Below are 23,168 nucleotides of genomic sequence, written 5' to 3' on the forward strand. Positions count from 1 at the left end.
GTCTTTATGACTTTTACTTATGTGTGCCTATGATAGCTAGATTCATGTGTTTTTTGAAACGTTCCTTGAAAGCAAGACTGCTCTTTTTCCTTTTGATTGCAGGATGCGCCACGCCCCCTCAGCCCCAGAGTCTGCCTCATACCACGCAGGAAAGTGCCTTTCTTGCTCCAGATACAACTCTGAAAATGAGTGATGGCGCCCTTGTTCCTCTCCGTTTTTATAAAACAGCCCCACCCTTACGGGGCATTATTCTGGCGTTGCATGGCTTTAATGACAGCCGGGATGCCTGGGAAATTATGGCACCTGCCTTAAATCGTCAGGGTTTTACGATCATAGCTCCTGATATCCGGGGGTTCGGCGGTGTAACACCCTCTTTACGCTGGTCCTCTGCCAGAAGATTAATCGGGGATGTCCAGGAGGAAGCTCTCTGGATTCACCAAAATTATCCTCATACACCTCTTTATCTTATGGGAGAGAGCATGGGGGGCGCTCTGGCGTTACTCAGTGCCAGAACAACACCTTATGTGTCAGGAACAATTCTTCTGTCTCCAGCTATCATGACACTACCCTTCCCCCTGAACGCGCTTCTGACCCTCTGGAACGGGCTGACACCTGACATGCTCCTTACTGAATCCAACGTACCGGGCCATCATATTGCTTCCGATAATTATCGCGCTTTGAGACGCCTCTATTTTGACCCTCTGACACGCCATGATACCACTGTCCATGCCCTTTATGGCCTGACAAATCTCATGAAAGAGGCGTGTGGAACATTAACGACCGCCTCTATGCCTCTTCTTGTTATCTGGGGCGCTCACGATCAATTCATATTTCCTAACGCCTATACAATCATGCGTAAGAACCTCCCTCCTTCTACACGCTTTGACCTGCTGGATAATGGTTATCATCTTCTAAGCAGAAACCGCGAAAGAGTGAGCGCTGATATCGCTTCATGGCTTCTAACGCCCGATAAATTCCTGCCCTCGGGAGGCGATATTGCCGCCGCCACATGGGAAAATATGCCCCATAATCCTTAATTTTGTAACGATTATAAAATAAAGGACCCGTTTGACAGAAAAGCTCAGACCATGCGACGCTCATAGCCACCGTCACAATATATAGGAACTCCCGGACTTAGCGGCTTCACGCAATATAAGCCTCGCTGCGCCAGGGAGGTTTGTCAGTAAAAGGAACGTACCGATGGCCCTTGAGACTTTTCGTGATATTTACGGTCTTGATAATACGCTTTCTCCCCTGGATCGTTCGGTCCTGATCCTGATCGATATTCAACGGGAATATCGAGATGGCCGCGTGCCTCTTGCCAATGTTGATGAAGCCGCTGATGAAGCTGGCCGCGTTCTCGAACTTGCACGGCGCAAGGGCGTCCCTGTCTTTCATATCGCACAAAAAGCCCCGCCTGGCGCGGGAGCGTTCGCCAGTGATGGCGCTTATTGCGGGTTCCTCCCACAAGTCACCCCTCGAGACGGTGAAGTTGTGCTTTATAAAACGTTCTCAAATGCCTTTCAGGGGACCGGGCTGGCCGAGCATATTAAGAAAACAGGCCGAAACGAAGTCATCATTGTAGGCGATACGGCAGGTGTCTGTATTTCCACAACCACACGTGCCGCAGCAGAAGAATATGGGCTGCGTGTCACGCTCGTAGCGGATGCTATTGCAGCCCGTGACGCTACTGACCCACTCACCGGGGAAACCATTCCAGCAGAAACCATTCGCCGCGTTGCCCTGACGGAGCTGGCCGATATGTTCGCGATTATTGTAAAAGACAGCACCGCCTGGAAAGACTGAGAAGGCATAAGCTTTCTCCTCTGGCAGTTTGATAACATCTGCCAGAGGAGAGGCACATTTCTTTTTCAGGAAAACGCCTTATTCAGTCCCTCAAAGAGTCGCGCAATTGCTTCAGCCCCCGGGTCTGGAATAGAAGCAAGCTGATCTTCCGGCACATAGGAAGCTCGCCCCGCTCTTGCTTTCATGGACTTCGTTTTTTCTGCCCCGGCTCGCGCAGCCTGTGCTGCGTCTGATAAGTTCCCTGTTTCTTTCAGGGCTTCAAACGCGGGGAGAAGCGCATCAATCATGGTGCGATCGCCTAAAGAGGCGCCACCATAATGCTGCATAAGTTTCACCCCGGCCAGAAGACCCTCTTTCCAGTTTTCATGACGACCTGCTGCCGAGAACAGAATAGAAAGAAGCACCCCACTGGACCCACCGGAATAGCGTGCCAGAAGGTTGCTTAATGTCTCACAGAGCTCTTTGGGAGAATTAAGCGGCAAGCGCGAAAGTGCCTTGAGAATCTGGCGTCCTGATTCTGCAAATGTAGACCCGGCGTCACCATCGCCAATTTTCTCATCCAGAGCATTGAGAGATTGCTCATTTTCTTCAAGGATGCGGGCGCCTTCCTGAATCGCTTTTTCCATCACAGCATTTGATGATGCTCGATATTTAAAGGTTTCAGGCAGTTCCGGCATGGCGACAGTGGGAACCTGCGCTTGAAACGGTACCATTCCCGGCCAGACGGGAACGCCCACTTTGGCAGAAAGCGCCTCTACAAATTGCGGATTTGCCGGCATAATCGTCAGTGAGAAACCAACCATATCAAGTGCGGTCATAAGCGGGGCAGGCCCGATCACCCATTTGATACGTGAAGAAAATTCATGCCGTGCGATTGAATCCATAATGGCCTGGGCTTCAATAACCGGAACAGCACCCAGCATATTCACCATCAGAACCAGCTCTTGCTCTGGCAAGGCAGGGGCCAGAGCCTCAATCACATGATTGGTCAATTCATCAAGAGACGCCATTGGGAGGCGTTTTGCCCCAGGCTCTCCATGAATTCCCAGACCCAATTCAATTTCGTGTTGCGAGAGGCGGCTGCAATGATCCGGTTCAAAAACGTCACAATCTGTCAGAGCAAGACCAAGAGATTTAACAGCATCCACTGCGTCACGGGCGAATTGAGCCACCTCGTCAAGAGAAGCGCCCTGCGCCGCTTTATAACCGGCAATCTTCTGAACCAGAACCGTTCCGGCAATGGCACGGGCTTTTTTGGTCTGCCCGAGAGCAATATCATCATGAATCATGACGACTTCGACCTTATAACCCATGGCACGGGCCTGCTCGGCAGCTATGCCGAAATTCAGCCGGTCCCCTGTGTAATTCTTAACCAGAAGAAGACAACCTGCCTCACCTGTCACTGCCAGAATAGCTGCCAGAATGGCATCAACACTGGGCGAGGCAAATAAAGCACCACAGACAGCAGCGGTCAGCATCCCTTCACCGACAAATCCTGCATGAGCCGGCTCGTGACCTGACCCGCCACCCGAGACAACAGCCACCTGACTTTTGTCCCAGTCCTTACGCAGGACGACATTCACACCGTCGTCACCACCCAATTTCTGCAAATATGCGCCATAAGATGAACGAATCAGGCCGTTAACAGCCTCATTAACAATAAGATTACGATGATTGCAGAAACGCTTCATTATAAACCTCTTACAACCCATAGATTGTTTTAAACTTCGGCGAACGATAAGCCTTTTGTCATTTCTTGGCTTATCACGATAATGCGAGCTTTATAAGATCATATTTGCAACAGCCTTATCTCCGCAAAAGCAATTTTTGCCACATTTAGGGACTAGGCAAACCCCCTGTGAACTTCTAAAAGGTTGTTCTGCTCGCTGGACCCGTAGCTCAGCTGGATAGAGCGTTGCCCTCCGAAGGCAAAGGCCGCGCGTTCGAATCGCGCCGGGTCCACCAGTTCACCTTACGTCACAATTTATTCTTCGGCACACTAAGCCGATAAATTTCCGGGAAAAGCTGCCAGATTGAGCGCTCTCTTCTGCTCATGAATTTCAAAACATATTAAAGATTTCACTTTGAAGTGACGTAAGTCCATCAGCCCACTCATCAAGGGGTTTTGGGGCAGTTTTTAAAAACTATCTTTTCCCCTCCTCCTATCTCCCCACCGTCTTAAGAGCAAAATATTTCTACTATAATAATGGGCGATTCTTTCTCAAATTTATCTGTTACGACCTGTCTCTTTTTACAAGTTACCTCACTTAATACTTATCAAGTCCATTCTTCAACCTTACGTTAAACTATAAATTATACTTATATATCTAATAAATTCATCCTTTTCCTTTACAGTCTTAACAGTTCAAAAATGAAACATGCTGTTACAATTTTGCTATCAAGAATCATATATACATTCATAAAATGTACACCTAATATTCCATCAAGCTTTATTGTTTGAAAGAATGAAGAAAATGCCACGCTCCGGTATTAATAACGTTATTCTGCTTCTATTTCGCATTACGCTTGCTGCAGCTTTTATGATGATAGGCTGGGAGAAGCTTAGTAATGCGCATTTAAGTACGTCTCATACAATCATTGCCTTTATGATCGAGCTGGGAAGTGGAATATTTGTTATGGCAGGAGCGTTCAGCTCGTCACTTCCTTTCCTGTTGGCACTTTATAGTGTGGCCACGGCGTTGCTCGGTTATCATTACTGGGGAGATTCCGCCATAGAGCAGCATGAAATGTGTGTTTTCTTTTATGAAAGCCTTATCATGGGATGTGGGTTTCTTACCCTGGTTATTACAGGACCCGGGGCCTTTTCATTCGATGCCCTCATGGACCGAAAAAAAGAAGTCCCTCTCCTGTAAGAAACATTTTGTAATCTCTGTTAAAGGAAGGAATGGCTTTGTCTAAAGTTCTTGTTCTTTATTATTCTTCTTACGGTCACGTAGAAAAAATGGCTTATTCCATCGCAGAAGGCGTCAAAGCAGCCGGGCTTGATGTTGATGTCAAACGCGTCCCCGAGCTAGTGCCTGAAGAAGCCGCAAAAGCACATCATTTCAAAACGGACCAGTCTGCACCAATCGCCACACCTGATGATCTCCCGCATTATGATGCGATTATTCTGGGAGCCCCGACACGTTTTGGCCGCCTCCCGGCACAAATGGCGAATTTCTGGGACCAGACAGGCGGTCTATGGGCAAAAGGTGCCCTGATTGGCAAGGTCGGTGCGGTCTTCACGTCTACGGCAAGCCAGCATGGCGGCCAGGAAACCACCCTCTACTCCCTTATGTCCAATTTGATTCATCATGGCATGATTATCAGCGGTCTGCCTTATAGCTTCCAGGGGCAATTGGCACTTGATGAAGTCAGTGGGGGAGCCCCTTATGGCGCAACAACGATTGCCGCTGGGGATGGATCACGTCAGCCTTCAGAAAATGAACTGGCTGGTGCCCGATTCCTGGGAGAACACGTCGCCAACATTACAAAGAAGCTGGCCTGACCATTTTCATTCTTCATATCTGACATAGTCAGAAAAGGGTTAAACGTAAAACACCCCGGAGAGGGAGACCTTTCCGGGGTGTTTTACGTTAGCTACGTCCGAGCTTAGAACTTCCAGGAGAAGTCCCCACGCAGCCCGCTATCTTTATAACTGCTGCCATATTGACCGACATAGGAAACACCAGCCGTCATATTGGGTGTGATTTTGGCTTTCAATCCAACATCAACCAGAGCGGTATCTTTTGCCAGAGGCACGCCGGCGATTGTAAAGGCATCCCCCCCGGAAAGGAAACGCTGTTTGGCCGTGGGCGTTAATTCACCAAACGCATGTCTGTAGCCAATGGTCAGGTTCGGGATCAGGATCGCTTTATTGATATTAAACTGTGAAGCCATACGCACCCCAAAGGTTGAATAGGTCACACCTGTGTCCTGGTTCCTGCCATGCAAGGCTGCGTTATAGTCTCCGTGTTCTGTAAAGCTGTCCGTCTCCTGATTCACGTAGGCCACATTGGCGAATGGCTCCAGAGTGGTCCTTTTAAACAGGTCAATCCGGTAGCCAATATCCGCAAAGGCCTGGGCTGTGCCACCATTATAATCACTGTTCAGACGATGGGAATAATTAGCAAAATCGGCTGTGCGGCCCATATGCATGATATTCCACGTATAGGAAGCGCCCAGACGCAAGCCTAAATGCCCCCAATGGGTTCCGCCATAAGCACCAATTGTCACATTGTTACTATGACCGTTTGATCTACGGCCTGACACGTCAAAGCCGGTAAAACCATACCCGATCATGGCACCAGCATGCCAGTTTGACTCACCAATTGGTGTATCAACACCCATGATGAAGCCACCTGATGAATGATGCAGCCGGGAGGCATTGCCGTTACCACTATTGCTGCCCCATGATCCATAGGCCTGCATCCACGCTGCCGGACCTGAACCCTCACAGGCTTCGTCGCCATTATCTTTTTTATTGTTCTTCTCACCGATATGGTGAACTTTCATGGTCGTCCCGGCAGCTGGTCCACAATCAATTGCCCGCAACCGGTCAATGGCAGCATCCCTCGTATAGTAGCTCTCTTCAATCAGGGCTGTACGAACCGAGGCATGAATTTCACCGGACAGAGCATCAAATGCCTGACGCGCCTCGGAATCATTATCAAGAGAGCCGACCGCATTCCTAACAGGATTATCTGCAGCGAGAGATTGTAATGCTGAGGAGGCTGCTATCTGGTTCCGGGTTTTTGCCGCGGTATAAAAATCTCTATCCTGAATAATTTCAAGATAGACATTGTTCGGATCATAGGTCGCCTGCAATGTATAGAAAGCTGTCAGCTGACCTGCTGGCTGATAGGTCCCATTGACACCGCCTGTTGCCGTCAGGACGTTATATTTTGTCCCAATAGAGTAAATACCAGGACCAGCTTTCTGCACATGCAGGATCGAGCCGGAATCAAGCGTTGCTGTCCCATAGACATCAACATGATCAGACTGATTTTGTTCAGCTTTTGTCAGAGAACTCCCATCAGCATCATTAGGAACAACTTTCACCACATAAGTCGAACCAGATTCCTGATGATAATCGCCTTTGACCGTCATGTTCCCGATTTGCGTTCCTGCTTGAGAACCAGGTTTCACTGTGGCGCCAGCCTCAGCAGTCAGATCACCAACAGATCCCGCCCCTGCCAGGATCGCACCAGATTTCGCTGTTACGTTTGACTGTTCTAATGAACCCTCTACATCCAGCGTTCCTCGGCTAACAGTTGTGGCCCCTGAAAGACTATTCTCACCTGTGAGCGTCGTTATGCCGGTCCCTTTCTGCTCAAAATCACCCGAGCCACTGATGCCATTCAAGGCTGTCTCGCCCTGATTATTGACCGCTAAATGGCTGTTATCAACAATACCGGACGTCCCCGATAATGTACCATCAGTCGTTCCGTCACCAAGTTGTAACGCACCATGACTGATCGTCGTCACACCTTGATAGCTATTATCGCCTGTCAGTGTGGTGGTGCCGGTCCCTTTCTGCTCAAAATCACCCGAGCCACTGATGTTCTTCAAGGCCGTATCACCCTGATTATTAACCGTTAAATGGCTGTTATCAACAATACCGGACGTCCCCGACAATGTTCCATCAGTCGTTCCGTCACCAAGCTGTAACGCACCATGACTGATCGTCGTCACACCTTGATAGCTATTATCGCCTGTTAGTGTGGTGGTGCCAGTCCCTTTCTGTTCAAAATCACCCGAGCCACTAATGGTCTTTAACGCTGTATCACCCTGATTATTAACCGCTAAATGGCTGTTATCAACAATACCGGACGTCCCTGACAATGTACCATCAGTCGTTCCATCACCAAGTTGTAACGCACCATGACTGATCGTCGTCACACCTTGATAGCTATTATCGCCTGTTAGTGTGGTTGTGCCGGTCCCTTTCTGCTCAAAATCACCTGAGCCACTAATGTTCTTTAACGCTGTATCACCCTGATTATTAACCGTTAAGTGGCTGTTATCAACAATACCGGACGTCCCTGACAATGTACCATCAGTCGTTCCGTCACCAAGTTGTAACGCACCATCACTGATCGTCGTCACACCTTGATAGCTATTGTCACCTGTCAGTGTGGTTGTGCCAGCCCCTTTCTGCTCAAAATCACCCGAGCCACTAATGTTCTTCAAGGCTGTCTCGCCCTGATTATTAACCGTTAAATGGCTGTTATCAATAATGGCGGCACTGTTATTAATCGTCCCATCTGTTGTATCGTCACCCAGCTGTAAAACGCCCTGATCGATCGTTACAGTGCCCTGATAATCAGCATTCTCTCCGAGCAGTGTCGTTGTACCAGTGCCTTTTTGATTAAGAGCGCCAGCACCACTGATATGCTGCAATGTCGTATCGCCATGGTTGGCTACGGCCAGAGCCCCATCACTGCCAATATTGATCGCTGACGTGCCGCTGATAAAGCCATCATTATCATTATCATTCAGGCCCAGCAGCAACGTGCCGTGATTGATCTGCGTGACACCTGTGTAACTATTATCCCCTTTTAAGGATACCGTGTCTCCACCATCAAGCGTTAAACCACCTGTCCCTTCAATATCGTGAAAGACAGGAGCTGCTGGCTTTACAATGGCAGCATTATTGGTGTTGACAATTAATGTGCCATTATCAACGATTTTAGATGTACTTCCCAGCCAGGTAATATCCGTTGTGCTTCCATTACCGAACTGAAGAACTCTACCTTCATCAATCGTTGTTGTTCCCGCGTAACCAATCGTCCCGATTAAAGTTGTTTTACCAGGGCCTTTCTGCTCAAAATCGCCAGCACCATTAATAAAGCCATGTCTGAAATCCAGGGTCGTATCGGCATTATTATTGACGACCATTTTGCTGTTATCAACAAGCTGGGATCCGCTGGCGATCGTCCCATCGGTCGTACCATCACCTAATTGCAAGGTACCATTATTGATGTTCGTTCCACCCGTATAGCTATTATTGCCTACCAGTGTGGTTGTGCCACTTCCATTCTGATCCAGCACACCTGTGCCTGAGACTTCATGTAAAGTCGTCGCACCCTGATTATTAACCGTTAAAGTGCCATTATCCGTGATGCTGGAACTGCTATTGATTGTTCCATCAGTCTTACCATCACCTAATTGGAGCGTACTGTTCTCATCAATACTTGTCGTTCCAGTGTAACTGTTATCTCCAGTCAGGGTCGTTGTGCCTGTGCCTGCCTGCTCAAAGGCGCCTGTACCACTGATATCGTGTAATGATGTGTCATTTTGGTTATTCACAACCAGTTTCGCGTTATCAATAATAGCGGAACTATTGCTGATTGTGCCGTTTGTTGTCCCATCACCCAGCTGTAAAACACCCTGGCTGATGGTCGTCGTACCTTTATAGCCATTATCACCGGTCAGGGTTGTTGTACCAGTCCCAGCCTGTTCAAATGTGCCTTTACCATTAATGTCATGTAAGGCTGTATCGCCCTGATTATTAACAACCAGATGACTATCATCCGTAATCGCCGATGTTTTGCTGATTGTACCATCCGTAGTACCGTCGCCCAGCTGCAAAGTGCCATCGCTGATGATGGTCTCACCTTTATAGTCATTATCGCCTATAAGTGTGGTCGTACCACTACCAATCTGTTGCAGGCTCCCAGGCATCGCATAAGGGCTGGGGCCATTCGTAACATTGTGAAGGGTCGTTGCTCCCTTGTTAGCAACCACCAATGTGCCGTAATCCTTGATCTGCGAGGTCTGATCAAGGGTCCCGTCAGTGGTGCCATCACCTAACTGGATCGTCCCTCCATAATTAATATCTGTAGAACCACTATAAGAGTTATCGCCAGTAAGAATAACCTTTGCATCCCCTTGTGTTTCCAGACTACCCGTTCCTGAAATATCATGCAGCTTTGTATCTGCTGTATTATAGACGCTAATGGATCCATTATTGACGATATTCGACGTGCCGGAAATAAATCCATCTCCAACAGCCTCAGCAGATCCCCCTAAATCAAGGGTTGCCCCCTGGTCGATAACGGTCTCACCTGTATAGGCGTTATCGCCCTGCATCGTTACCGAACCTGTCGCAACCTCAAGAGCACCTGTCCCTGTGAGATCATGAACCGTATTACCATCCTTGCTGTCGAAAACCAGTTTCCCATCATTCAAAATGGAAGACGTGCCAGTAATATGGCCCCCGTTTGTCCCGTCACCTATTTGCAGAACGCCATCTTTAATCGTGGTCGTGCCGGAATAGCTATTATCCCCATACAGGATTGTTGTTCCCTTGCCATCCTGTTCAAAGGCTCCATTACCATGAATATTATTCAGGGCCGTTTCACCATTATTATCGACGGCTAAAGTCCCGTTATTGAGAATACCAGCACCAGCAGACCCCGCCACGCCGGACCCGACACCCGACAATGTTCCATCTGTTGTCCCATCACCAAGCTGTAACGTGCCCTGATTGATCGTCGTTGTACCGGCATAGGTGTTTTCACCTGTCAGGATAGTCTTACCAGTTCCATCCTGTTCGAGACTACCTGTACCACTGATATTCTGTAGTTTTGTCTCGTTCTGGTTATGAACGGCTAATGTGCCATTATCAACAACATCGGAACTGTTATTGATCGTCCCATCTGTCTTACCATCACCTAATTGAAGTGTACGGTCCTTATCAATGCTCGTCGTACCAGTGTAACTATTCTCTCCAGTCAGGGTCGTTGTGCCTGTTCCTGCCTGCTCAAAAGCCCCGCTACCACTGATACCGTGTAATGTTGTGTCGTTCTGGTTATTCACAACCAGTTTTGCATTATCAATAATAGCGGAACTATTGCTGATTGTGCCGTCTGTTGTCCCATCACCTAGCTGTAAAACACCATCGCTGATGGTCGTCGTGCCTTGATAGCCATTGTCACCGGTCAGTGTGGTTGTGCCAGTCCCAGCCTGTTCAAAAGTGCCTGTCCCATTAATGTCATGTAAGGCTGTATCGCCTTGATTATTAACGATAAAGTGGCTGTTATCGAGAATATCTGACGTATTTGACAGGAGGCCGTCTGTTGTACCATCACCGATTTGCAACGTGCCGTTACTGATAATCGTCTCACCATGATACGTATTATCACCTGTTAAGACAGTTTTACCGCTGCCAGCCTGCTCAAAGGTACCAACCCCGCCTTTGTCATCTGTAATATCATGAAGCGCCGTATCTCCCTGATTTTTAACCGTCAGCATTCCGTCATTTACAATCTTGGAATCCTGTGAGAGGGTCCCATCTGCCGTCTCGTCACCTAATTGCAATCTTGTTCCACGCGCGATGGACGTCTCGCCGCTATAGCTATTTTCCCCCCGGAGCGTTGCGTGGCTGCCGCCAATTAATTGCAGCTCACCGGTTCCTGAAATATCATGCAGGACCGTTTCATTTTTTGCGTTATTATCAACGCGTAATTTGCCATTATTAACGATATTGGACGTCCCGGTAATAAATCCGTTGGCTCCCCCGGCTCTATAGGTAACATTACCCAGATCAAGCTCACCGCCTTCTGCAATAATTGTTTCCCCGGAATAGGTATTATTATTTCCTGTCAGCAACGTCTGGGACTGGGTTTCAAAACTGCCAGTCCCTGTAATATCATGTAAAATTGTTTCGGCCTGGTTATGAAATGACCCGGGGTGATTATCGACAACGAGTTTTGCATTATCAACGATCCCGGATGTCGCTGAAAGCGTCCCATTTGTTGTGCCATCACCAAGCTGTAACACACCATCGCTGATGGTCGTTGTGCCTGTATAATCCTTATCGCCCAACAGAACAGTCGTACCTGACCCTTTTTGGACAAAATTACCCGCCCCTGAGATGGATTGACTGACCGTTGTGTCACCGGTGTTATTAACAGCAAAATTAGCACCTTCCGCGACTGTAATCGTGCTTTGCTGGCCAGTATTACTATCTGCTCTCAAGGTTCCATCGGTCGTGCCATCGCCTAATTGCAGGGTTCCCTTATCAATCGTAATCGCGCCACTATAGGTGGCACTTCCACCGGCATCTGTAAAACCATCCCCTGTAATAGAGGTCGTGCCGGAACCTGCCTGAACGAGGTCGCTGCTCCCCCAGATTCCATGGAGGGTCGTATCTCCGCTATTATTGACCGTTAAGCCGGTTCCACCAATGCCAAAGCTATTGGCATTATTAAGGAAACCATCATGACCAGCCCCATCACCAAGCTGCATTGATGAATTGCCGACGATAATAACATTTCCGGTATACCCACTATTGTCATGCGCAATAATCGTTTTGCCAGGACCATTTGTCGTCAGATATCCATCACCTGAGATATTTTGCTGAAAGGTTGTGTCATTGACATTATTAACCGCTAAAAGAGCATTTTCCCCACCATTAATGGCAATATCTGAGGTCAGAGAGCCATCATTGGAAGCATTCTGCCCGTCCCCTAAATAAAGGAAACTGTGGTCAATATTGGTATCACCTGTGAAATTATTATGGGCGATCAGCCGCGCGCCACCCTTTCCGATGACATTAAGATTGCCTTCCCCAGTGATCTGTTGGGCAATTTGTACCTGGCTGGTATCGTTAATCGTGAAATCAGCATGATCGAGCACAATGCCCGAACTGCCATTCAATCGACCATTATTATTGGAAGAGACACCATCACCTAATTGCAGTCCCCCACCCGAAATCGTGGTCTGGCCTGTATACGTCTCTACATTCGTGAGGATCGTCTTTCCAGCGCCCTGCTGCGTTAAGCCCCCTGTCCCCGATATAACCTGATGGATGGTCGTCTCGTTATTATTATTTACGGCCAGCGTCCCGTTATCGGTAATGCCGGATCCATTATTAATCGTCCCATCCGTCGTGCCGTCACCCAGCTGTAACGTACCGCCTGCATCAATTTCAGTGACGCCGGTATAACCCTGATCTCCGGTAAGGGTAACGGTATTATCACCCATTTTATGGAGGCCACCAGACCCGGTAACAACTTTATCGAACGTTCTGTCCTGCGACCAGTCCAGGGCTAATGTGCCATCATTTTGCTGGATCTCATTGATCCAGCCTTCTGCAGCCCCATTTCCCAGCTGTAAGGTTCCCCCCTGGTTGATAACCGCTACAGCCTTGTTGGTTTCATTTTTAAACCCGGCATTACCGGCAATAACCAGCGTGCCATCATCCACATTTATCTGGAAATCTGCTTTGGTCTTGGTATGAGGATCATAATTGAAATCGGCCATATCGGTTTCAGCGGAGCCCATGACCCAAGTGCCTGCACCGGTCTTATTAACAGTGCCAAATCCGTAAACATCACCTGTCACAGCACTGTTTGAGCCATCCGGCAGGACGTCTTTTCCCTGGTCACCTGTCAGGTTCAAGACTGCTTTCTGGCCGCCTCCATAAAGATCACCATCAAGATATGACCCATTATATAAGGTGATATTATTCTGTTTCCCATCAACCAGTTCCACATTACCGAGTATCTGTCCGCCCTCCCGGTTTATGAGATCGATGCTCCCGACAGAACTCCCGATAACGTTCTGATCCCCATTTGTACCAGACCTGATTTCACCATAATTATCAATGATATTAACGCCCTGGCCGTGTGTCCCCTCAAACCAGATTGCGGTCGATTTATTATCGGTTGCAATCACACCATGATTGATAAGACGGTTGTTATCACCTGTCGGGTTTACGGCCTCCACATTATTGGGGGAACCACCATTATCCTCAGAAATAATTTCGCCATTCTGCCCTACGACAAGATCTGTGTTATTGCCAAACTCAACGACATTTCCACTAGCGCCGTAAGGACCATTAACCTCCTGGCCGCCGCCATGGGCTGCACCATTAATCGTGATAAGATTACGCCCCGAATTGGTCCCGACAGGGTCATCTACCCCAACAGCCGTACTATCTGAACCGGATCCCGTGCTGATAACGACGGCCGGGTCAGCAACCGTTGCACCTTCTTCAACTGTGACGCTCGTAATGGTCGTCTCATTCGGCCCTTTTCCAATTAATGCATCATTCGTGCCAGTACCACTTGTTGTGCCTGTATTGCCCGTACAGACAACTGACGCCCCTGTCGTACAATCCGCCATGGCCTGATGATAAGGCATAGCTAAAAGCAGGCACGAGGCAGACAGAAGTGAGAGTTTTAAACTCCCCCGTTTCTGCAGGACAGAACCTAAAGCGGCAACAGCTGAGGGCACCGTTTTGATATCATTATTGGAGTTAAAGATGGACATCACATGCCTCACGAATCAATTGAAGAAAAATATCTCTAATCACCTAACAGGCATTATTTTCATAATTGGTGAATTAAATATTAATTACAACCGATTTATAGATTAATGATTCCTTCAATTTTTACTTTTTAAAACTCAGGATTTTTCTTAAAATATCTAAGCATATGAAATATATAAATTTTTATTCATTAACTATACAGATTGGTACTATTTTTTTGCCGTTTTGTTGTCAAAATTTTGACAAGTTTTTGCATCATGTGTCTTTTGCGCAACAGGGATGTTTTTCTCCATTTCCGGCAGGGTAAAGTCATGACATTTCTTCTGAGTTTTCCAAAAAATATTCTCATATCAGAATAAATTAATAGGTAATTATTTCGATATCGTTATATAGTCCTGTTCACAGCTTTCAGGAATGTGAAAGGGATATGATGACAGAGCACATTTTTCATAATCCACCGTCAGAACGCCCATCCAACAGGAAAAATCGTTCAGAAGATGACTATCCCCTGCGCTATGCACCCGCACATTACCGCCAGTGGTCACCGGCAGTCATTGCCATCACAGCGCTGGGTGGGATTGCCTATCTGGCTGATTTTTCAATCGGCGCCTCCATTGCCCTTTCCTATGGCGCTCTAAACGCTATTTTAGGGATTCTACTGGCCGCTATTCTTATCTTTGCTGGCAGTTTCCCCCTCGCCTGGTATGCCTCACGTTATAATATTGATCTCGATCTCATCTCTCGCGGTGCGGGTTTTGGCTATGCCGGCTCTATTCTGACGTCTCTTGTTTTTGCGAGTTTCACCTGTATTCTCTTCGCCCTTGAAGGCTCCATCATGGCACAGGGCCTGCAACTGGGCACCGGATTGCCCCTATGGGCAGGGTATCTTGTCTCAACCCTGATTGTCTTTCCATTCGTCCTTTATGGCATGAAAGCCCTCACCAAAATGCAGGTCTGGACAACCCCGATCTGGCTGCTGCTCATGTTAGGGCCTGTTCTCTATCTGGTGACCTCACAACCCTCACTGGTCCCGCAATTTCTTTCCTTTAAAGGACTTTCCGGCCAGCAAACTCTTTCCTTCCCCGCCATTACCCTTTCAGCAGGTGTCGCTCTGGCCATGATGGCCCAGATTGGAGAACAGATCGACTATCTCCGCTTCATGCCTAATAAAACAGCGCAAAACCGTCTTTCCTGGTGGTGCAGCATGATCGCCGCCGGTCCAGGTTGGGTCATATTAGGGGCTCTTAAACAGATTATTGGCGCCTTTTTGTGCCTTTTCATCCTCCATAGTGTCGGCCCCGCTCTGGCACAGGAACCTGTAGAGCAATTTCTGGCCACTTTGGGCACCTTCTGTTCACCGCAACTTGCCATGTTTCTGGCTGTTGTTCTGGTCGTTATCAGTCAGATCAAGATTAACGTCACCAACGCTTATTCCGGCTCTCTGGCATGGACAAGCGCCTATACGCGCCTGACAGGGCACTTCCCCGGAAGACTGGTGTTTCTTGTCATTAATCTGCTCATTGCTCTGGCCCTAATGGAAGGGAATATGTTTTCCTTTCTTCAGTCCATTCTAAGCCTCTATGCAGATTGTGCCCTTGCATGGATCATGACCGTCTGTGCAGACATCACACTCAATAAATACCTCTTTGGCCTTTCTCCCAAAGAGCCTGAATACCGGCGGGAAATGCTCCCTGCCATCAATCCGGTCGGGGTAATCGCTTTTCTCCTGGCCACAACGCTCTCTATCATGACCTATAAGAATCTTTTCGGTCCTGCCCTCCAGCCATATTCTGCCATGGTGGCGGTTATAATCGCCTTTATCACGACCCCTCTTCTGGCCTGGCTCACAAAGGGACGTACCTATCTTCGGCGCCAGCATGACGGGATTGATGAACCACGCTTTCTCCCTTCCGGGCTTGCCAGTACGTCCGTCTATGAATGTGAAAGTTGCGGGGCTGGTTTTGAGCGCCCTGACATGCTTTATTCACTCCGACTTGAGAAAACTGTCTGTTCTCTTTGCGTCTGCCTCAAACATGAAACAACCGAATAACCACAGCATGCCTCGTGCGATAACACCTTTTTTTCTTCTCCTGAGCCTACTGGGGGGTAATCTCTGCCTCTGGGGGCTTGCCGCACTTCTTTCAGCTCATCATCTCCTCATGCTCAGCACAGCCCTGCTTGCATGGATTTTTGGTGCACGCCATGCCCTGGATGCCGATCATATTGCCGCTATCGACACCATTACCCGCCAATTAATGGAAGAGGGTAAAAAGCCTTATCTGATTGGTCTTTTCTTCTCACTTGGTCACTCAACTATTGTGATTCTGGCGACATCTTTGCTTGTGGCACTCCCTGCCTCATGGTTGTTTCAATGGCTTCATTTAAGGGGAGGGGTCATTGGCGGGACAGTTTCCGGGAGTTTTCTTATCATTATGGGCGTTTTAACGGCCTATTCCGCATGGCAACAGGGGCGTGCTCTTAAAAGACAGAGTGTTTTTACAAAAACCACTCCATTATGGTTTAAAAACGCACATCGCTGGAAAGGCTGGCAGGTGCTGTTACTGGGTATGCTATTCGGACTGGGATTTGATACGGCCAGCGAGATCAGTCTCCTTAGCCTGACCTCTGCCCAGCAGACGATGGAAAAGACGTTTCTTCCCTGCCTGATTTTACCCTTGCTTTTTACCGGGGCTATGGCCTTGATTGACAGCCTGGATAATCTGGTCATGGTCCGTGCCTGGACCGAAAAAAGCAGCACTCCTTCACGGGGGCGGGCCAGCTACCGGCTGAGCATTACCATTCTCTCAAGCCTGGTTGCCCTCTTTATTGGAGGTATGGAGCTGGTATCTCTCTTCAATCTGGAAAGCACGCCCTTCACACCTCTCTTGCACTGGTGTGAAGACCATGCTGAGGAACTGGGTGTTGTTATTGTGACCCTGTTTTTGCTCCTATGGGCAGGATACAGCGTCTATACCAGAAGTCACTCTATCAAAGACCGCCCTGCGCGCGGATAAAACGGGCCACCTCTTCCACCCTGTCTCCCGCACGGATATTGGTGAAAACAAAAGGCTTGTCTCCCCTCATCTTACGGCTGTCACGCTCCATCACGCCCAGGTCAGCTCCAACATAAGGAGCCAGATCTGTTTTATTGATAACGAGCAGATCACTCCGCGTAATACCGGGGCCCCCTTTGCGGGGAATTTTATCTCCCGCGGAAACATCTATGACATAAATTGTGAGGTCAGCCAGTTCAGGGCTGAACGTTGCTGAAAGATTATCGCCCCCACTCTCAATCAAAATAAGATCAAGATTATCAAAACGCTTGATCAAGGTTTCGACCCCTGCCAGATTAATGCTGGCATCCTCGCGAATAGCGGTGTGAGGGCATCCCCCGGTTTCGATCCCCAGAATACGCTCAGGCGGCAAAGAGCCTGCCCGAGTCAGGAATTCCGCATCTTCCTTTGTATAAATATCATTTGTAATAGCGGCTAAGCTGCATATATCTCGGAAATAGCGGCAAAGGGCGTCCATCAGAGCGGTTTTTCCCGTCCCGACAGGCCCACCAATACCAACGCGCAGAGGGCCATTAAGGGATGCTGTTTTTGTCATGTTCTGAAAAGCCTTGTTCTCTGGGTTTCATGTTTCATGGCAGCTATATCAGCGTAAAAACACGCGCCACCAAGATCATCAATGGTTCTTTGTTCCGCCTGAAGAACGGCTTGCTCCAGGACAGAGTCCAATAATTTCAGAGCCCTCAGCCCATCGGTCTGCCCGAGGGGCACCAATCTGACGGTTGCCGAAACAAGGGCAGCCACCGCACTATAGGCCCCTGCCAGCATCGCCTTGCGGCACGTCACGCCACCACGCTGAAAAACCACACCCTGCGCAATTGGGAGGGGCCATGACGTTATGGATCTCAACCTCTCAAGCTCTGGCTGCCAGACACAGGCTGCCCGCATGAAGGCATCTCCCTGCCAGATCGTTTCCTGATATCGCTCCTGCGAAGAGGCACAGACCTTTCCCAGAGAGGCAAGCTCTCTCAAGGCATACTCATCACCTGCCTGCTTCCAGCCATAATGCAGAAAAATGAGATCATTCCCCAGAGAGCCAGAAAGCAAAAGGCCCTCAAGCCAGTCACATAGGGAGGAGACATTATGCACGTCCCCTTTCTCAACAGCCCATTCAAGCCCGTGACTATAGGCATAACTCCCTGTTGGAAAGGCTGGAGAAACCCATGACAGGAGTGATAAAAAAGCACTTTCCATCATGACGTCTTAATCGTGTTCTTCATGCCCGTGATGATGGTGATGCCCATGATGCCCAGCCTCTTCCGAACGGCCGCCATAAGCGCCATTTTCAGGGTCAAAAGGCGCTTCCAGCTCCTGAATATGTCCCCCCCGCCCCTTCACCATGTCTTCAATCACCCGGTCCTGCCGGATCAGAATATAATCCTGCTCAATCATGGCGGGTAAATGCCGGTTGCCCAAATGCCATGCCAGTTTCAGAAGATGATGGGGATTATGCGCCGTCACTTTGATTAAAGCTTCCGGCTTGGCCTCAACGCGGACCAGACGGCCATCATCAAGCTCCAGAGCCTCGCCTCCCTGTAAAAGACGGGCCTGTTTCAGATTTAACAGGATCTGTTCACCACTCTGGAGTGTCAGCACCATACGGCGACGATGACGCCCCTCATAATCTGCCAGAAACACATCACTGACTTTATCATTTTCATACTGCCCTGCGGGCAGAATCCGGACAATCTGTTTCATCAGAAAAGAAAATACCTTTGTGCCATGGGAAGAATTTCTGCCGGCTCGCAACTCAATAGGACCCCATCTGCCCGGACCTCATAGGTCTCAGGATCCACTTCGATCTGAGGCATGGCGTTATTATGAATCATATCTTTTTTACCAATGCCACCACGCGTATTTCTGACCGCTGACAGACGCCGTTTCAAGCCCAATTTCCGCCCGATATCATCCTCCAGAGCCGCCTGAGAGACAAATGTCAGGCATGTTTCAGCCAATGCCCCGCCATAGGCTCCGAACATCATACGACCATGGACCGGTTGAGGGGTGGGAATAGAGCCGTTGGGGTCACCCATCATGGCATAGGAAATGGCCCCGCCTTTGATAACCAGCTCTGGCTTGACACCAAAAAACATCGGATCCCACAACACAAGATCAGCCAGTTTCCCTACCTCGACAGAGCCTATTTCATGTGAGAGACCATGGGCAATCGCCGGGTTAATGGTATATTTGGCAATATAACGTTTCACCCGGTTATTATCTGCCCTGTCATGATCGCCTGAAAGCGGGCCTCTCTGCACTTTCATTTTATGTGCGGTCTGCCATGTGCGAAGCGGCACTTCTCCCACACGCCCCATGGCCTGACTGTCTGAAGACATCATGGAAAGCACACCCATATCGTGAAAAATATCTTCCGCAGCGATGGTTTCCCTGCGGATGCGGCTCTCAGCAAACGCAATATCTTCCGGCACATGTGGGTTAAGATGATGACACACCATCAACATATCCAGATGTTCATCCAGCGTATTGACCGTAAAAGGGCGGGTGGGATTGGTTGAGGAAGGAAGAACATGAGGCAAACCGGCAACCTTGATAATATCAGGTGCATGACCTCCCCCGGCCCCTTCTGTATGGAAGGCGTGAATGGTCCGGCCTTTAAAAGCGGCGATTGTATCTTCAACAAAGCCACTTTCATTAAGCGTATCTGTATGGATCATGACCTGCACATCCATCTCATCAGCCACGCTCAAGCAGCAATCAATGGCCGCAGGCGTGCTCCCCCAGTCTTCATGAAGTTTGAGACAGGTTGCCCCTGCCCGCACCATTTCCTCAAGAGCCTGCGGGCGGGACGCATTGCCCTTTCCGGCAAAGGCAAGATTGACGGGCAACCCTTCAGCCGCCTGCAACATACGGGCCATATGCCAGGGTCCCGGTGTGCAGGTCGTCGCGGCCGTACCGGTCGCTGGACCTGTGCCTCCACCGAGAAGCGTTGTAATCCCGGATGATAAAGCTTCTTCCACCTGTTGTGGGCAGATGAAATGAATATGGCTATCAATTCCCCCCGCTGTAATGATCTTCCCTTCCGCAGCGATCACTTCTGTTCCGGGGCCGATAATGATTGTCACACCGTCCTGAATATCGGGATTTCCTGCTTTGCCGATCGCGATGATACGTCCAGCTTTCAAGCCGATATCCGCTTTCACAATGCCCCAATGATCAATAATCAGGGCATTCGTTATGACAGTATCGACGGCACCTTCCGCCCGGCTATAGGGTGATTGCCCCATACCATCGCGGATCGTCTTGCCGCCGCCGAAACAGACTTCCTCCCCATAGCGGGTAAAGTCCTTTTCGACTTCCACCAATAAGGCTGTATCTGCCAACCTGACCCGATCTCCAACGGTCGGGCCATATAAATGCGCATAATCATGACGAGACAGGCGGCTCATAAATTCGTCTCTCCTGCATCCCCTACAACCGGTCCCATCACCTCACCGCGAAACCCGATGATGCGTCGTTCTCCCCCGAAAGGTATCAGCTTCACTTCCCATTCCTGCCCGGGTTCAAAGCGAACCGCTCCTCCTGATGGAATATCAAGGCGGTAACCCATCGCTTTCCGGCGGTCAAAAATCAGCGCTTTATTCACTTCAGCAAAATGATAGTGACTCCCGATTTGTATGGGGCGGTCTCCTTTATTGACCACCATCAACCGGATCACAGGCTGGTTTTTATTCAGTTCAATCTCACCCTCACAGGGCAGAATTTCACCGGGGATCGCCCCTTCGGGCAGGATATCAGCGGATCGGGGCATGGACTGTCACCAATTTGGTCCCATCGGGGAACGTTGCTTCAACCTGCACATCATGAATCATTTCTGCAACGCCCGGCATGACCTGCGCACGCGTTAAGACCTGCCCACCACTACTCATGAGTTCAGAGACGCTTCTGCCATCCCGTGCCCCTTCAATCACATGTTCAGTAATCAGGGCGACAGCTTCAGGGTAGTTCAGCAAGACCCCACGCTCCAACCTTTTGCGGGCAATAATGGCTGCCATGGCAACCAGCAATTTATCTTTTTCCCGTGGGGTCAGCTTCATAATGTAAAACCCTGTTCTTCCTTAATGACGCCAGGAAGAAGGCATTGGCCGGCTCTGTCTTACAAGAGGCAGAAGCCTTCTCATAAGCTGCTCCAGGTCCCAGCTTCTTTCCGCCAGAATACGCAGAACGAGCATACCATTCCACGCTGAAGAGGCCAATAAGCAGTTGGTCTCTTCGCTTTCCACATTTCTTATTTCCGGCAATAATTTTTCTGCGCAAGGCGCAACAAGAATAAGTGTGGCGGTCACAATTCTGCCACCCATGATCACCGAACGTTTAAAGAACGATTCACAGCTCTGCTCATCAAGAAGAACGGAATCCCGCAAGATCAGCTCACCACCACGCTTGATTTGCAAATGGTCCTTCAGCTCGAGCTTTTTGAGGATTTCATCAGATCCATAACGCCCGAAAATACGGCTCTCATAATAAAGAAAGCACGCATCTTCAGCCATATCCACATCCATGGTGCGCTGAAGACGGGCTCCATCAAAGAAAATAGTGCCATGCGGCAACCATTCAAAAAGAGCATGACGTTCCAGACTGCACTGAAACGTCATACAAGCCGCTTCATCCTCCATTCTGGCTCTGTAAATACGCTCATGAGCCTGACTGGTCAGTAAAAGCTCGGCACCCTCACCGACCTTTATCCGTCCCTGAAGAACGTCTCCCCCTGCCATTCCCCCGGAAATATTGACCGTTACGGCTTCAAGCTGAGACGTTCCCTTACCCTGATAAAGACGGGGAAACAGCAGACGGCTGCAGCCACCCTGCTCCAGATGCGCCAGAGCAGTACTTCTTTTTTCATGTTTTACATCAAGAGCAAAATGCCCAAACGCTCTTTGTAACGATGACGATTTTGGTGCGCTGATTGTTTGTCTCCCCAGGCCAATGATAGGTCAGCACGTTTGGTATATAGCCATTTTATAAAACTTATCCATTCTTATATGACACTATAAAAGGGTATGGTATTTTAACAAAAAAGCAGTGTTTCCCCTGCTTTATCTCATAAATCATGGAGATAATATCACTGATTATGTCACCTTCCCCCAACCATGCCCTTCTGATTTTCAACCCGGTGGCAGGGCATTATAAACCGCAGAGATTGAGGTTGTTTGTCAGCACCTTGCGCGGTTGTGGCTGGGAGGTTGAGATTGCACCTACCTCTTATCGCGGAAATGGACGGCTGATCGCGCAGGAAGCGTTGAAACGTGGGAAAGTTGATCTGATCATTGTTGGAGGAGGTGATGGCACACTTTCTGAAGTAGCGCAGGCACTTCTTGGATCTTCTGTCCCCATGGCGATTTTCCCCATTGGCTCAGCCAATGTGCTGGCACGGGAATTATCCATTCCTTTTAATGACAAAGACAATGCTCTGATGATTGATCGTGTTTTCAGTCAATCAGCGATAAAAACCATCTGGCCTGGTATCGTAAAAGCCCCTGAAGGACAAACGATTTTCATACAGATGTTAGGTATGGGGCCAGATGGATGGATCGTGCACCACGTCTCCACTCATCTCAAAAAATATATCGGCCGCACGGCTTATGTCATTTCAGCCCTGCAATGCGCCCTATGCTACAAATTTACCCCCTTCTCGCTCACTCTGGATGGCATTGCGAAAACTGCCACAGCCGCCATTCTTACAAAAGGGCGCTATTATGGGGGGAAATTCCAGATCATTCCTTCTTCCCCACAGGAAAGCCAGAGTTTTGAAGTGATCCTGTTTCGCTGCAAGACGTTAGGCTCATTCTTAAAAGCCGTCCTCTTTCTTATTTTATTTCGGAAAGAGAACAAATATATTTCAATCATAACAGCCCGGAATGTAAAGATTCTGCCCCATCACACCATAGACATGCAGATTGATGGTGACGGTTACGAGGCATCGGAAGCTGATATCTCCATTTCTGACCGTCCTTTGAGAATCATGACTCCATAAAATCATTTAAAAACGCCAG

The 23,168-nt window shown here is 48.9% G+C and carries 16 protein-coding genes and 1 tRNA gene; 8 read left to right on the plus strand and 9 right to left on the minus strand.

Annotation, left to right across the window (positions count from 1 at the left end; all coding sequences use genetic code 11):
* Positions 1-44 precede the first annotated feature (44 nt).
* On the plus strand, positions 45-1,037 hold the full coding sequence (locus ACSYSY_RS06370; RefSeq protein ID WP_491706741.1) for an alpha/beta hydrolase: 993 nt from the start codon (positions 45-47) through the stop codon (positions 1,035-1,037).
* Positions 1,038-1,200: 163 nt separating this feature from the next.
* A complete protein-coding gene (locus tag ACSYSY_RS06375; RefSeq protein WP_491706742.1) occupies positions 1,201-1,806 on the plus strand; it encodes an isochorismatase family protein in 606 nt (201 codons plus the stop codon).
* A gap of 65 nt (positions 1,807-1,871) precedes the next feature.
* Here the strand turns inward: ACSYSY_RS06375 and ACSYSY_RS06380 are convergent, their stop codons facing one another.
* Complete coding sequence (locus ACSYSY_RS06380; RefSeq protein WP_491706743.1) at positions 1,872-3,497, minus strand: dihydroxyacetone kinase subunit DhaK; 1,626 nt, start codon at positions 3,495-3,497, stop codon at positions 1,872-1,874.
* Positions 3,498-3,694: 197 nt separating this feature from the next.
* Here ACSYSY_RS06380 and ACSYSY_RS06385 point away from each other — a divergent pair.
* From ACSYSY_RS06385 to wrbA, 3 genes are all read left to right on the plus strand, one after another.
* Positions 3,695-3,771: transfer RNA gene (locus ACSYSY_RS06385), tRNA-Arg, on the plus strand.
* Positions 3,772-4,280: 509 nt separating this feature from the next.
* A complete protein-coding gene (locus tag ACSYSY_RS06390) occupies positions 4,281-4,679 on the plus strand; it encodes a DoxX family protein (protein ID WP_491706744.1) in 399 nt (132 codons plus the stop codon).
* Positions 4,680-4,717: 38 nt separating this feature from the next.
* Complete coding sequence (gene wrbA / locus ACSYSY_RS06395) at positions 4,718-5,314, plus strand: NAD(P)H:quinone oxidoreductase (RefSeq protein ID WP_491708240.1); 597 nt, start codon at positions 4,718-4,720, stop codon at positions 5,312-5,314.
* 104 nt (positions 5,315-5,418) lie between these two features.
* On the opposite strand, the gene ACSYSY_RS06400 is transcribed toward wrbA, so the two are convergent.
* Positions 5,419-14,088: an autotransporter-associated beta strand repeat-containing protein gene (locus ACSYSY_RS06400; RefSeq protein WP_491706745.1), complete on the minus strand. Its 8,670-nt coding sequence runs from the start codon at positions 14,086-14,088 to the stop codon at positions 5,419-5,421.
* Positions 14,089-14,513: 425 nt separating this feature from the next.
* Here ACSYSY_RS06400 and ACSYSY_RS06405 point away from each other — a divergent pair, with 425 nt between their 5' ends.
* Together ACSYSY_RS06405 and ACSYSY_RS06410 are read left to right on the plus strand one after the other, a co-directional pair.
* Positions 14,514-16,136: a purine-cytosine permease family protein gene (locus ACSYSY_RS06405; RefSeq protein ID WP_491706746.1), complete on the plus strand. Its 1,623-nt coding sequence runs from the start codon at positions 14,514-14,516 to the stop codon at positions 16,134-16,136.
* A gap of 7 nt (positions 16,137-16,143) precedes the next feature.
* The gene (locus tag ACSYSY_RS06410; RefSeq protein ID WP_491706747.1) at positions 16,144-17,100 is read left to right on the plus strand and encodes a HoxN/HupN/NixA family nickel/cobalt transporter; all 957 of its coding nucleotides are present in this window, start codon (positions 16,144-16,146) and stop codon (positions 17,098-17,100) included.
* Here ACSYSY_RS06410 and ureG read toward each other — a convergent pair.
* The 7 genes from ureG to ACSYSY_RS06445 are packed head-to-tail and all read right to left on the minus strand — an operon-like array spanning position 17,075 to position 22,106.
* A complete protein-coding gene (ureG, locus tag ACSYSY_RS06415; protein ID WP_491706748.1) occupies positions 17,075-17,695 on the minus strand; it encodes an urease accessory protein UreG in 621 nt (206 codons plus the stop codon). The two genes, ACSYSY_RS06410 and ureG, sit on opposite strands and share 26 nt — an antisense overlap.
* Positions 17,692-18,354 (minus strand): urease accessory protein UreF, encoded by a 663-nt coding sequence (locus ACSYSY_RS06420; protein ID WP_491706749.1) that lies wholly within the window; start codon positions 18,352-18,354, stop codon positions 17,692-17,694. The genes ureG and ACSYSY_RS06420 overlap by 4 nt, the downstream gene beginning before the upstream one ends.
* 6 nt (positions 18,355-18,360) lie before the next feature.
* On the minus strand, positions 18,361-18,855 hold the full coding sequence (locus ACSYSY_RS06425) for an urease accessory protein UreE (RefSeq protein WP_491706750.1): 495 nt from the start codon (positions 18,853-18,855) through the stop codon (positions 18,361-18,363).
* On the minus strand, positions 18,855-20,564 hold the full coding sequence (ureC, locus tag ACSYSY_RS06430) for an urease subunit alpha (protein ID WP_491706751.1): 1,710 nt from the start codon (positions 20,562-20,564) through the stop codon (positions 18,855-18,857). The genes ACSYSY_RS06425 and ureC overlap by 1 nt, the downstream gene beginning before the upstream one ends.
* Positions 20,561-20,926 (minus strand): urease subunit beta, encoded by a 366-nt coding sequence (locus ACSYSY_RS06435; RefSeq protein ID WP_491706752.1) that lies wholly within the window; start codon positions 20,924-20,926, stop codon positions 20,561-20,563. Before ACSYSY_RS06435 ends, ureC begins: the two co-directional genes overlap by 4 nt.
* On the minus strand, positions 20,910-21,212 hold the full coding sequence (locus ACSYSY_RS06440; RefSeq protein WP_491706753.1) for an urease subunit gamma: 303 nt from the start codon (positions 21,210-21,212) through the stop codon (positions 20,910-20,912). The genes ACSYSY_RS06435 and ACSYSY_RS06440 overlap by 17 nt, the downstream gene beginning before the upstream one ends.
* 21 nt (positions 21,213-21,233) lie before the next feature.
* Positions 21,234-22,106: an urease accessory protein UreD gene (locus ACSYSY_RS06445; protein ID WP_491708241.1), complete on the minus strand. Its 873-nt coding sequence runs from the start codon at positions 22,104-22,106 to the stop codon at positions 21,234-21,236.
* A 140-nt stretch (positions 22,107-22,246) separates the two neighbouring features.
* On the opposite strand from ACSYSY_RS06445, the gene ACSYSY_RS06450 reads away from it, so the two are divergent.
* On the plus strand, positions 22,247-23,149 hold the full coding sequence (locus ACSYSY_RS06450; RefSeq protein WP_491706754.1) for a diacylglycerol/lipid kinase family protein: 903 nt from the start codon (positions 22,247-22,249) through the stop codon (positions 23,147-23,149).
* The last annotated feature ends 19 nt before the right edge of the window (positions 23,150-23,168 follow it).

Source organism: Aristophania sp. ESL1100 (genome assembly GCF_058511235.1).